Consider the following 11,744-nt stretch of genomic DNA (forward strand, 5'->3'; position numbering starts at 1 on the left):
TCGCTCGTAAGATGGGTCTATAGACATCTGATTTAACCGTCGCTGAAGAGCGCGGACCGAGGCCGTCATCGCGGCTGAAACATCGCAACGCGCTTAATGATAGGTCTAATCACCGTGGATAAATCGACCTTCCTCGGCCGACATCGCCGGCGTGGATGCGCGCGACCTTCTTGCCTGGAACATGCGACGGCTGCGGGTCGAGCGGGGCCTTTCCCAAGAGAAGCTCGCCTTCGATAGCGGCATCGACCGGACCTATGTCAGCCGGCTCGAGCGGCGCATCGAAAACCCCTCGATCGCCATCGTCGAGAAGCTCGCGCTGACGCTCGACGTGCCGATCGCGCAGATGTTCGCCGAACCCGCCCAGGGCGACACCGCCCCACAGGCAATGCGCGCCGGACGCAAGCCGAAGGGCTGATCGTTACCACACGCTCAGCTGATCGAGGCAGCAGGAAAAGGGGCCTCCCGATCCGACAGGAAAGGGAACCCCAAATGAACCCATCTGAACCCATAAAAGCTGCCGACCTTCTCGTCCGCAATCTGCGGCGATGGCGGCAGGAACGCGGCCTGACGATCGACGAACTTGCCAGCCTGACCGGCATTGCCGCGGCCCGCCTGCAGGCGATCGAGGCAGCATCAGCTCACGCCCATCTCGACGAGATGAGCCTCTTGGCGCTTGGGCTTGGCGTGCGCATCGCCGCCCTGTTCGACGCTGAGTAGCTCCGCAAAGCCGAACACCCAACGGTCGCTCGACGACCTTACGGACAGGCAGCGTCTTCACGGGCGCTGCCTGTCCACGTTCCAACGCCCGAAGGGCATGGCTGAGGATCAGGAGAGAGGGGGAATTCGACGGAACGACACCGTCACCCCTAAGGACTTGAAGGAAACACCATGAACACCAAGACCCTGCGCGACGAGCTTCTCAGCACCATCGCCCTCGACCTAGACCGGCACACCGTCATCGACGATCTCGCCGCCCTGGAGCAGCTCGTCCCTGATGCAGCCAGCGAAGTGGAAGCCCTCGCACTGTTCCGCCAGCAGGTGCCTGCCCTGATGGCGCTGCGCGGTCGGGGCCAGGCGCACACGGAACAGGTTCGCCGCCTGATCGGCCTCATCGCCCGGGAGCCTCGTCAGGTCGAGGCCTGGATCGACGTCGCCAACGCGCTGACGATCCTGACCAATGCTGCGAACCTCGGGCTGCTCCTGCTGCCGCCGCGCTCGGAGGACGACCTGTGGGCGCGCGATCAGTTCGCCCGGAACCTGCTCCGGCATGCGCAGCGGAACGGCGATGGCGAGGACATCGCGCTGGCGCGCCGGGCTGTCGGCGAGTTCGGGCGCCGGCCGGCCCACCTCACGCTGCCGGAAGGCGCTGAGGCGATCAGCGCGATGATCGAGACGATGGCGCGCCGCGTCGGAGCGCTGCAGTCGAAGCTGCTGGCGGAGAACGAGCCCGGTACGCCCGGCGTCCACCCGCTGGAACAGGCCGACGCCCTGAAAGCATACTTCGCGGCCGCGCCGGATCTCGCCGGCCTGTTCGGCAGCGCCCAGAAGCTGCTGGCCCGGGTCGACGGGCTGCGCGAGATCGCCGAGCCGGATGACATGACGCTCGCCGCGATCGAAGGCGGGCTGATCCTGGCCTATGCCCGGCTGATCCGCGTCGCGCTCTGGCCGGCACGCTACTACGACGACGTCTCAGCCAAGGAAGCTGCACGCGATCTCGTCCGCTCGCGGGCTGCCGATCCCGACCGGTTCGGCGCGCTGTGGGAGATCGCCTTCGGCCAAGGCGAGACGGTCGCCGGTCAGAGCTCGCGCTTCCTTACGGTCGGCGAAGACGACTGACAGCGACGCCATCGTCAGCACTTCAGATCGGGAAAGGCGCGCTTCGCAGGCGCGCCTTTCGTCATGGCGAGGACCGAGAGGTGAAAGGGCGGACAGGCCGACCCTCGGAAAGCATCAGACCATGACCAATCACACTACAGCGTCTTTGCGCGATCTCGATTTCACCACGAGCGGCGCCCCCGTCGTCGACGAGTTGGCCGCGCTCGATCAGCTTGTGCCGGCACTGGGGGACGAGCTGGAGCGCCATGCCGCGCTCCTTGAGCTGCTCCCGGCGATCCTCGATCTGCGCGGTCGCGCGCGCATCCATGCGCAGCAATACGAGCGCTTCCTCACGCTCGCCGAAGCCGACCCGCCCGCGCTGGAGCACCTCGTCGACATCGGCAACGCGCTCGCGCTTCTGTCCCATGCCGGCGAGATCGCGATGCTGCTCGTGCCGGCGGTCTCGCCCGAAGATCGCTTTGCCCATGCCATGCTCGAGACCGAACGATCCGAGCAGTATGGGTCCGGCAAGGGCGTCCACGATCCCGAGCTGATGCAGCGAGCGCTGCGCCAAACCGTCCCGGTCGGCGCCACGCCTCATGTCATCGGCGCACGCATCCCGGCCGAGATGCAGGATGCAACTCTGCGCTTCGACGGCGTCGTCCTGCCTAAACCGGGCGACAGCGACGTTGGCCAGCCCGAGGTCTATCATCTCGAGCATGGCCCCGCACTGGAAGCCTGGTTCTTCGATCCGCCCGATCTAGCGCTCCTTCTCGACCAGGCGAGGACGCTGTTCGCGGCGATCGAGACCTGGTCCCAGGCCAAGCCTGCTACGCGGTACAGCGCCAGCCGCGGCGCGCTCATCCTCGCCTATGCCAAGCTCTGCCGGATCGGACTGTGGCCGGCGCGAAGCTCCGACGACCTGATCGTTAAGATGGAGGTGAAGCGGCTGATCACTGATCGTGCCGCCGATCCCGATCCGATGCGGGCGCTGGTCGAGATCGCGCTCGGCGTCGGACGCCGGATGGCCAGGCAGGGGCCGCCCTTCGTAACGGTTCTCGGCGACGTCGAGCTGTGAGGCGGGCGATGAAGACCGTGATAGTTCCACCGCCCGAATACACCGAGGCAGAGTTCGAGCAGAGCTGGCGCGACCACGAGTGCCATATCCTGCTCAGCCATCTGCGCCGGCAACGCGCAGATGGTGCGCTGCCTCGCCCACTGGAAGAGCTTGATCAGGAAGAGCCTGCTGCCGCCAGCCCCATAGGCGGTCCCTCGGTCGCGATCTTCGACAGGGCGGCTCTGCTCAAGCAGATCAGGCTTGCCGACGGACAGGGCGAACCGTCTGGAGCCTCCGTGTCCAGCGACGAGCAGCCGCGGCTGGCGCAATTGCGTGCGCTTGCCGGCCATGATGCGATGCGTCGCCTCGTCGTTGCCGATCCGACCACGCGCGACCGGCTTGGCCTGTTGCGCGAAGAGTGCCCGGGCTTCGTGGAGGTCATTGCCCTGGTCGAGCGGGCCGTCGCCCTTTCCGCCGTTGCTGGCACCGCTATCGCTTTCCCTCCGCTTCTGCTGGCCGGGCCGCCGGGACTGGGCAAGACGCACTTCTCGCGCCGGCTCGCAGCGGCACTCGGTGTCGAGCAGCATGCCTTCAGCTGCGCGACCAACTCCGATGCGCAAGCGCTCCTCGTCGGTCATCCGCCGACTTGGCGCGGAGCGCGCATGGGCGTGCTGACAGAAGCGCTGCTCGGCGGTGAGACCGGCAATCCCCTGGTCGTTCTCGACGAGGTCGACAAATTCGTCACCCATTCGACAGAGAAGCCCTACAACACGCTTCTCGGCCTGCTCGAGCCGGAAAACGCCTCCGCCCTCGTCGACGAATATCTCCGCATCCCGTTCGACCTGTCGCGGTGCCTCGTCATCGCGACCGCGAACGATCTCGATATCCTTCCGGACTTCATCCAAGACCGGTTCCTGGTGGTTACGGTGGCGCTGCCCGATGGCGCCATGCTGCGCGCGATTGCTCACCGCATGGCAACCGAGATCCTGGCCGCGCATGGCGATGCCTTCGCACCGCCCGGCGAAGCGGTTATCGCGCGCCTCGCCAGCACCAATCCGCGTGGGATCCGGCGGATCGTCACTCTGGCACTCGGCTTCGCCGCGCTGGCCGGGCGACGTTACCTGACCGTCGAGGACGTCGCCGATGCGGAAGCCATTGTCAGCAAGCAGGGCGCGAGGGAGCCGATCGGGTTCATCCGGTCAAAGCCGAAGGACGAAAGGGGAAGAGCGTGAGGGTGAAGCGGAAATACCCCCGGAAACCTTGCCCGACAGAACATGATGGAAAGACGCCTAAGCTTATGACGACCATGATCCAGGGCACTCCCGCCCTGCCCCTCCGCCGAATCCAGCCGATCGGCAGCGCCGCCGCGGTGACCCACTATCTCAAGACCCAGTGGCCCCGCGTCGGTGGCCCTTCCCTGCGCGCCCTGCCCGACACCGCTTTCACTGAGCCGAGCTTCATCGCGCGCTATCAGCCGGGAACCCTGACCTTCCCCTATCTGGCCGCCTGCGGTCCGAGCTTCGACGATCATCTGGCGTCGAGCGGATTGAAGGCCGTGGCCGATCGTCTCCACATGCCGATCTACAAGCTGGCGGCTACCGAACTGGCCGATCCCCGCCGCAGGCTCGACGCGCTCGACCGCGATCGGTACGCCTCCCACGTCTCGACGCCTGGGGGATATGTGGAGGAGCCTGGCTTCAAGACCTGGACGTTCCAGCAGTTCCTGCCGAAGCGCGAGCCTCTCCCCGGCTCTCCCGTCAGTCTCGACGGACGGCTCTTCGCTCTGCGCCGACCGCACGACATGGGCAAGCGCGTCTTCGAGAAGCTGCTGCATCGACATATTCGCAACGCCAGCCTCAACGAGTTCCTGCTGACGACGGCCGGGCGAGCTCATTGCGCCGCTCTCGGCTTGGTGCCTGAGGAACAGCAGCGCTGGACCCACTACCGCTTCGGTCCCGTTCCGCGGATCGACAAGGCCGAAGAGCTCTATATCTTCCGTCCCGGCGGCGAGGATTCCGACAGGTTCCTCATCATCCTCGAGCGGATCGTCCATGACTGGGTCATGGGTAAGGACCGCCGATTGCCGCGCAACTGGCGCGACCGCAGTCAATACCGCCGGCGCCGTTCCTGGGGCTGATCGCCACGAATTGCCTTCTACCGAAGGCCCCTTAGCGACCCTTTCCGAGCGCCATGCGGATCCTGACCGCCTTGAGCATTCTCGGTCGCGATGAACCTACCTCGAACCCACACATAGGCCGGCAGCGCATTTCGTAGAAAGAGGAGCGAGCCCGTTCCTCTAACGTCGGGGACAAAGTCCGCTCTCGGCCGATTGTGTTGAAAAAGTCGGCCTGAAGCGAAACTCGCTCGCAGCAGATTTCGGACGGAGAAGAACAATCTCCCGGCTGGATAAAAGCCTCCTCTGAAGCCACCATTTATGCATGCAGAGTAGGTGAAATTTCTACACTATGGCACGGCAATCTTGCTCGAAGTATTGCCGCCGACTTTTTCAACACAATCGGCCCGCAGCGGACAAAGCGCATATCTTGCAAAATCTGGCCCCCGATGCCCGGCGACCTGAACTACGCCTAAATCTCTCCCGACTGGGAAATGGCCTCGAGCGCATGAAAGCCTGTCGTGGACCGACGGACTAAGTTCTACCACGAGCGTTGTGGCCAGCCGCCCATATAATGGACCTTGGCTCAGCCAGTCAACAAGCGCGATCGCAGCGATTTTTTTGTGATGAGGTTAGGCGGCTGTATCGCCTGATTTTTTCGCCGCCGCAATCCGATGCATTGTCCTATCAAGGGCGTCGTACAGATACCGCAATGTCGCGCTTTCGCCACTGCTCGCAGGTCCCGGGTCATTAAAACTCGCGCGCTCAGCCTCCTCGCGCAGGTCGCATTCCCGCTCCGTCACCAATCGTGCTTCTCGAGCCTTTCGATCGTTGTGATCGTGACCGTTGTGATCGCTGTGATCGCCAGACGACGAACCGGCCGCTGCCGTTTTGCGGCTGACATAGAGGCCGCGGCCCACATTCTCGATCTCACCGGAATCGACCATCGATTTGAGGAGCTGTCGGACCGCGTCACGCCCCTGCCCCGTCGCCGCAGCGATCTCCATGGGTGAAAGCGGTCCGGCAGCGGCTTCAAGCACCGCACTAATCCGATCCCGCTCGGGATGCTTGTTGGCGTCGACACGCGGTTGAGCCAGCCGCCAACGCATCGCAAACTCGTCGAAGATAATCTCCATAGCCGTTTCGTGGATGTCTCTCCCTTGTGCGAGGAGACGGCTAGTCCCGCGGCCAGTGTCTAGGACGATCAAGGTATCGGGCACGCCGAGGAAACCGGTCGATCCTGTCATCCTCTCGAAGGGATCTCCCTTTGATTTACGCAGATGGTGGATCAGAACGATCCCAACATGCTTTTCGCGGGCAAGATTGAGCAGTTCCGTGAGGTCGGCATATTCCTTCGCATAACTCGCTTGGGCCCCGCTCGCGGATCGGAATTTCTGGAAGACGTCGATGACGATAAGCCGCGCCTGAGGGGTCATGTCGATCCAGTGTCGAAGTCGCACCAGACCATCGGCGTCCATCCGCGGCCACTGCGTTTCGAAGAACAGATCCGCTGGCCAATGTGGCATCTGCGCCAAGATCTGCCCAATCCGATCCTTCAGTCGCCGTTCGCTGTCTTCCAGGGCAAGGTAGAGCACGGCTCCCTGTGGGCAGTGATTTTTGCGCTCGTCCAAGCAGGCCGTGCCCCGAGCGACAGAAAGCGCGATGTCGAGCGCGAGCCAGCTCTTCCGCGCCTTTGGTGCCCCCGCCAGGACCGTCAACCCCATCGGGATCAATCCCTGAACGATGAACTCAAGCGGTGCAAACTCGCGGGCCTCGAGTTCTCGGGCACTGATGGGCGTCTCGCTCGGTCCTTCGGCGGTGTTCGTCATCCGGTGAAATCCTGCCCTCGATAGCAGAGGAGCATCCCGGCCAGCCCTGAAAATCGCTTTCGAAAATTCAGTCAAATTGTTCGGATTTCGATCGAAATGCCCGTCTTGCGGCGAGATCGACTGCCGCGCCTCACTTTCTGTTAGAATCGACTGGTTGATTCGCGTGAGGTTGCGTTGTGAGCATGGTGAATGGCTGGGAGACAACTCCCCGATTAGTACCGGAATTTCTGCGCTTCCTGGGCGACGCCCAGCATTTTATTGCCGTCCACTTCTTTGCGACATTGCCCCCTGAGAAAGACCCTTACGCTGGCATCCAGCGAGGTAAAAAGGCTCGGACGCAGCTCGAGAATGAACTCGATCTCATCCAGGCCTGCATGGTTGCCGATCTCGAGTGCGTCCTGAAGGCGCTCTACGCCGTCGAGATGCGAAAGAACGCAACCAGGAGGCGCAAGATCATTCCGCCAACGCTCGATGCGGCTCTTCAGCCTGTTATTTTAGGTCCTTCTTCCATCGAGACGCTTCTGAACAAGGGCAGGCGTCATATCCGGGAGCGCGAGGCAAATTGCGATGCCGCTTACCGGGGTTATCTGATGCCCGCGAGAGCAGCGCGACTAGCGGCAATTGACGATGCCGTAACGCTCGATGGGCTGAAGGATGCCCTTTCGCGATCGATCCATCTGGCGGGTTGCGCGCGAAATGCCGCTCAAGCGACAGCCAAGGGGTTTCGCGCGACGCTGATTGAGTTTGTCAAAGGCAAGCGTCGCAGCGACAGGACCATCTCCCGCGACATGCTGGATACCCTACCCCAGCTCTCGGTCATGGAGATGATCCTGCTGTCATTTGTCAGTGGCGTGAACGCCTCGCACATCTGGCAATGCTATCACGGCGCTCCCGCGACGATCGACTACCATAGGGTGTTTGATCTGGCCGTATTTGGGGGGCGCCTCACACGGGGAGAACCGGCGCCGATCACATGGGATCTCGCGCGATATCTCGAGTTGCATGTCAACGATCCAAACATCAACCGGTCAATGAGAGTGCTGCTGTTTCCCAACACGGTGCAGGTTCATCACGGGCTGGACTGGATCTGCGCAGCAATTGAAAAAAGCTGCGACTTCGAGGAGCTCAAGGCGATGCTGCTCAAGTGCAATCAGCCTGGGCAGAGCGGCACTCTTCGCCTGCCCCCTCTCATGCCCCAAATCTAATAAAAGGGCGTCGGTCCCAATTAGATTCATGTAGACCCCGACGCCGTCCTGCCAGCCTTTCGCTTCTCGACAGGAGCGAAGGCAATGGGCAGGCAAAGCGGGACAAGGCAGGGAAAGGAGGTTCGGGCCGATCGGCCTGATGCCAAGCCTCCGCGCCTGACCGTCGGCCCCATCGCGGTCATGCGCGATCGTCAGATCGTCCTCGAAGAGATTGATCCCGATCTGATCAGCTCGGCCGAACTGGATGTCCTCGAGCGCTATTTCGGCGACCTCGTCATGCAGGTGCTGGATAGACGATCTCATGGCTGAACCCACTTCAACCCCACGAAATCGCACTTAAATGCGGTGAGTTCCCAATAGGACCCGAATATGGCTCGCCGCCGCCGCCTCGCCTGCGAAGACGCTCCGACCCGGCCTGATCAGGTCGTCTTGTACATCCGCGTCTCGACCGACAAGCAGGCGGAAAACCGGCTCTCGCTCGAAGAGCAGGAGGGCCAGATGCGCGACTATTGCGCGCGGAATGGCTGGGCCGTGATCGGCCTCTACTGCGATGCCGGCGAAAGCGCGAGCTCTTTACAGCGTCCAGAACTGCAGAAGATGTTGGCGCGCTGCCAGGACGGAACCCAAAGCGTCGACGCAGTCCTCGTTCACTCGATCTCGCGCGGGTTCCGTAACCTGCTCGATCAGGAAGAGACGGTTCGCATCCTCGGCCGGCACAAGGTCGCCATCCGCTCGATGACTGAGAACCTCGAAGCTCGCGATGGCGGCAAGATCATGCGATTGGCGTTGGGCTTCGCCAACGAACTCAAGTCGCATGACGCCCAGATCGGCACGTTGCGTGGGATGGTCGCCACCGCCAAACTTGGCTACTCGAACGGCGGAACGGCACCATTCGGTTATCGCTCGGTCGAAGCCGACACCATCGGCCGCACTATCAAGCGAAAGCTGGAGATCGACCCCGTCGAGGCCGAAATCGTCCGCCTGGTTTTCCATCTCGCGCTGAATGGCGACGGATCGTCTGGCCCGATGGGCGTGCGTGCGATCGTCCAGCATCTCAACGCAGCCGGATATCTCACGCGCAGGGGCGCCGAATTTTATTCCAGCACAATCCACGAGATGCTGATTCGGGACGCCTATACCGGCACCCGATCCTGGAACGTGTTCGACAAACATGGCAACCAGAACCCCGATCGCGACATCATCGACTATGGCGTTCCGCAGATCATCGCTCCCGAAACCTTCAACGCGGTCCAGGAACAGCTCGGCAAGCGACAGCCCACCCAGCGCGGTCCCCGCCTCGACAGCGCGCCGTCGCTCTTTGGCGGTCTGATCCGGTGCGGTTGCTGCAAGATGACGATGTCGCCGAGCAGCGGCACGGGACGCCATGGCAAGATCTACAATTATTATCGCTGCGCCAAATCCATCAACAAGGGCGCCATCGCCTGCACGAACAAGCCGGTTGGCCGGGAAACGACCGAAGCGCGTGTCATGGCAGCGCTCGTCGAGTGGCTGACGACCCCGGATCGTCTGACAGGCATTCTGGAGGCCCTGCATGCTCGCAAGGCTTCGCGGCAGGGGGCGGTCGAACAGCGGATCGGTCAGCTTCATCGTGAAGCTGCCGATGCAGAAAAGGCGCTGCAGAATCTCTATGCAGCGATTGAGAACGGCATCCTCGATTCGGCCGAGCCGTCGCTTCAGGGCAGGGTTGCCGGTCTTCGTGGAAAACGCGACCTGGCGCGTGCGGCCCTCGAACGGGCTCGGTCCAGTCTCGTCGAGCAGCCCAAGCTGGATCCTGACGTTGTAGAAACCTTCCGCCGCGCTCTCGTCGAGCGCCTGTCGTCCGGCCCCATCGAAGGGCGCAAGGCATGGCTCAGCGCGGTGGTCGACTGCATCATCGTCGAGCCCGGAAAAATCCGCGTTGTCGGTAGAAAAGACAGCTTCGAAAGGAGCTTGCGCAACCACGCCGCCGGCCGTGGACCGGTTCGTAGTTCTGTCCGGGAATGGTGGGGGAAGCAGGACTCGAACCTGCGAAGGCATAGCCAGCGGATTTACAGTCCGCCCCCTTTGCCGCTCGGGACATTCCCCCGCCTGCGCCCATGACCGGCTCGGAGAGCCGCGGGCCACCGATATGTCACTTGCGTGACGACCGGCAGGCGCGGCCGGACTTATGGTGACCGGGCCGCGCCCTGTCAACGGCAAAACGACCGCAGAGCTGAAATCGCTGTGCGGGCCCTGGCGGCTCGCGTCACGTCGAAGCGGCCAAGGCGGTTTCGACGAAAGCGACCCGCTCGATCACCGGAGCCAGGGGCAACGCCACCAGCCGATAGCCATGGAGGGTGTAGATTCGCGCCATCATCGCCGAGGTTCGCCGCGCCTCCTCGGGACCCTGCCGACGCTCGGCGTCGCGCCTGTAGATCTCCGGCCAGTGCGGCGCGATGAAAACCGTCTCGCGATAGCGCCGCCTTGCGATCGCCTCGGTGAGCACCGACGGCACATCCAGGCCACAGAGTTGCAGATAGCCGGCGACGTCCGGCAACCCGCGATCGAAGAAGACGGGCGGCTTCATGAGCAGCGCCGCTTCGTAGCTGCGCAGATCGGCCGCCATCATCAGCTCCGAGAAGCGGATCGGGTCCTGCCAGGGCAGGCCGGTGCCGCCGCTCCCCAGCTCGCTCCGGATCACAGCGCGCCCGGCTTCTTGCATCACGGCATGCCCCCTGGCGGCGAGCGCATCGATCAGGGTCGTCTTGCCCGCGCCCGGCCCGCCGGTGATCACCACCAGATTTCTGCTGGGATTTGGGATCATGGGTCTCTCCTGTCGCATCTCGGGTGGTTCGACGCACTGGTCAAGCGGGCCGAGCCGTGGCACGGCATGCGGCGAAGATCGGAGTCACGCATGCCCCCTTTTCGCCCCAAGCAGAGCCGGCCCGGCCAGGGACGCCCCGGCCAGAGCCGCACCTCGGCCGGACGTCGCAGCGACGGCCCGCCGCCTCACCGCCCCGGCGAGATCGACGAGGCCGTCCTTTACGGCGTCCACCCTGTCGTCGAGGCCCTGCGCAATCCTGCCCGCCGTCACCGCCGGCTGCTGGCCACCGAAAACGGCCTGCGGCGCTTGCAGGAAGAGCTCGGCGAGGTGCCGATCGAAGCCGAGATCGTGCGGCCTTCCGAGATCGACCGCCTTCTGACACCCGATTCCGTGCATCAGGGGCTTTATCTGGTCTGCGATCCCCTGCCCTCGCCCGATCTGGACAGCCTGCCCGACGATGCGGTGGTGCTGGCACTCGACCAGATCACCGATCCGCATAACGTCGGCGCCATCCTGCGCTCTGCGGCCGCCTTCGGCGCCGCGGCCGTCATCGTCACCATCCGCCACTCTCCGGCCGCGACCGGCGTGCTGGCGAAATCGGCCTCCGGCGCGCTCGAGCATGTACCGCTGATCGCGGTGCGCAATCTCGGCGAGGCGCTGGAGACGCTTGGCGAGCGCGGCTTCCTGCGGGTCGGCTTCGATTCGGATGGCGAGATCGCGCTGGACGAGGTGGCGTTGCGCCGCCCGCTGCTGATGGTGATGGGTGCGGAAGGCAAGGGCCTGCGCCAGAAGACGCGCGAACTCTGCGACCATGTGGCCAGGCTCGAAGTGCCGGGCGCGATCACCAGCCTCAACGTATCGAACGCGACGGCGATCGCGCTCTACGCGGCCAGTCGCCGCCGCTGAGCCGCGCCTTAAGCGC

General features: G+C 63.7%; 11 protein-coding genes, 1 tRNA gene and 1 pseudogene. 10 read left to right on the forward strand and 3 right to left on the reverse strand.

The genetic code is table 11. The features are described 5' to 3' along the window. Positions 1-151 precede the first annotated feature (151 nt). From ACOJTB_RS01425 to ACOJTB_RS01450, 6 genes are all read left to right on the forward strand, one after another. Complete coding sequence (locus ACOJTB_RS01425) at positions 152-415, forward strand: helix-turn-helix domain-containing protein (RefSeq protein WP_420100731.1); 264 nt, start codon at positions 152-154, stop codon at positions 413-415. 74 nt (positions 416-489) lie between these two features. Next, positions 490-717: a helix-turn-helix domain-containing protein gene (locus tag ACOJTB_RS01430; protein ID WP_420100732.1), complete on the forward strand. Its 228-nt coding sequence runs from the start codon at positions 490-492 to the stop codon at positions 715-717. Positions 718-888: 171 nt separating this feature from the next. Further along, on the forward strand, positions 889-1,836 hold the full coding sequence (locus ACOJTB_RS01435) for a hypothetical protein (protein WP_420100733.1): 948 nt from the start codon (positions 889-891) through the stop codon (positions 1,834-1,836). Between the two features lie 121 nt (positions 1,837-1,957). Further along, a complete protein-coding gene (locus ACOJTB_RS01440; protein ID WP_420100734.1) occupies positions 1,958-2,893 on the forward strand; it encodes a hypothetical protein in 936 nt (311 codons plus the stop codon). A gap of 8 nt (positions 2,894-2,901) precedes the next feature. Continuing rightward, on the forward strand, positions 2,902-4,104 hold the full coding sequence (locus ACOJTB_RS01445; protein WP_420100735.1) for an AAA family ATPase: 1,203 nt from the start codon (positions 2,902-2,904) through the stop codon (positions 4,102-4,104). Between the two features lie 65 nt (positions 4,105-4,169). Further along, complete coding sequence (locus ACOJTB_RS01450; protein WP_420100736.1) at positions 4,170-5,009, forward strand: hypothetical protein; 840 nt, start codon at positions 4,170-4,172, stop codon at positions 5,007-5,009. 608 nt (positions 5,010-5,617) lie between these two features. On the opposite strand, the gene ACOJTB_RS01455 is transcribed toward ACOJTB_RS01450, so the two are convergent. Continuing rightward, positions 5,618-6,814 (reverse strand): AAA family ATPase, encoded by a 1,197-nt coding sequence (locus ACOJTB_RS01455; RefSeq protein WP_420100737.1) that lies wholly within the window; start codon positions 6,812-6,814, stop codon positions 5,618-5,620. A 182-nt stretch (positions 6,815-6,996) separates the two neighbouring features. Here ACOJTB_RS01455 and ACOJTB_RS01460 point away from each other — a divergent pair, with 182 nt between their 5' ends. The 3 genes and pseudogenes from ACOJTB_RS01460 to ACOJTB_RS01470 all read left to right on the forward strand — a co-directional run. Beyond that, positions 6,997-8,019 (forward strand): hypothetical protein, encoded by a 1,023-nt coding sequence (locus ACOJTB_RS01460; protein ID WP_420100738.1) that lies wholly within the window; start codon positions 6,997-6,999, stop codon positions 8,017-8,019. A gap of 180 nt (positions 8,020-8,199) precedes the next feature. Further along, on the forward strand, positions 8,200-8,328 hold the full coding sequence (locus ACOJTB_RS01465) for a hypothetical protein (RefSeq protein ID WP_420100739.1): 129 nt from the start codon (positions 8,200-8,202) through the stop codon (positions 8,326-8,328). A gap of 60 nt (positions 8,329-8,388) precedes the next feature. Further along, positions 8,389-9,459, forward strand: a pseudogene (locus tag ACOJTB_RS01470) (recombinase family protein); the annotation flags it as partial. A gap of 561 nt (positions 9,460-10,020) precedes the next feature. On the opposite strand, the gene ACOJTB_RS01475 reads toward ACOJTB_RS01470, so the two are convergent. After that, positions 10,021-10,105, reverse strand: a tRNA-Tyr gene (locus ACOJTB_RS01475). A 159-nt stretch (positions 10,106-10,264) separates the two neighbouring features. Next, a complete protein-coding gene (locus ACOJTB_RS01480) occupies positions 10,265-10,822 on the reverse strand; it encodes an AAA family ATPase (RefSeq protein ID WP_420100740.1) in 558 nt (185 codons plus the stop codon). 90 nt (positions 10,823-10,912) lie between these two features. Here ACOJTB_RS01480 and rlmB point away from each other — a divergent pair, with 90 nt between their 5' ends. Beyond that, a complete protein-coding gene (gene rlmB / locus ACOJTB_RS01485; protein ID WP_420100741.1) occupies positions 10,913-11,728 on the forward strand; it encodes a 23S rRNA (guanosine(2251)-2'-O)-methyltransferase RlmB in 816 nt (271 codons plus the stop codon). Positions 11,729-11,744: the final 16 nt, after the last annotated feature.

This window comes from Allobosea sp. (genome assembly GCF_048595345.1).
Lineage (GTDB): Bacteria > Pseudomonadota > Alphaproteobacteria > Rhizobiales > Beijerinckiaceae > Allobosea.

Excerpts from the sequence above, each read along its gene's own strand:
- ACOJTB_RS01430 (WP_420100732.1), top strand. The coding sequence starts at position 490 with ATGAACCCATCTGAACCCATAAAAGCTGCCGACCTTCTCGTCCGCAAT.
- ACOJTB_RS01435 (WP_420100733.1), top strand. The coding sequence starts at position 889 with ATGAACACCAAGACCCTGCGCGACGAGCTTCTCAGCACCATCGCCCTC.
- ACOJTB_RS01440 (WP_420100734.1), top strand. The coding sequence starts at position 1,958 with ATGACCAATCACACTACAGCGTCTTTGCGCGATCTCGATTTCACCACG.
- ACOJTB_RS01445 (WP_420100735.1), top strand. The coding sequence starts at position 2,902 with ATGAAGACCGTGATAGTTCCACCGCCCGAATACACCGAGGCAGAGTTC.
- ACOJTB_RS01450 (WP_420100736.1), top strand. The coding sequence starts at position 4,170 with ATGACGACCATGATCCAGGGCACTCCCGCCCTGCCCCTCCGCCGAATC.
- ACOJTB_RS01455 (WP_420100737.1), bottom strand. The coding sequence starts at position 6,814 with ATGACGAACACCGCCGAAGGACCGAGCGAGACGCCCATCAGTGCCCGA.
- ACOJTB_RS01460 (WP_420100738.1), top strand. The coding sequence starts at position 6,997 with ATGGTGAATGGCTGGGAGACAACTCCCCGATTAGTACCGGAATTTCTG.
- ACOJTB_RS01465 (WP_420100739.1), top strand. The coding sequence starts at position 8,200 with ATGCGCGATCGTCAGATCGTCCTCGAAGAGATTGATCCCGATCTGATC.
- ACOJTB_RS01480 (WP_420100740.1), bottom strand. The coding sequence starts at position 10,822 with ATGATCCCAAATCCCAGCAGAAATCTGGTGGTGATCACCGGCGGGCCG.
- rlmB (WP_420100741.1), top strand. The coding sequence starts at position 10,913 with ATGCCCCCTTTTCGCCCCAAGCAGAGCCGGCCCGGCCAGGGACGCCCC.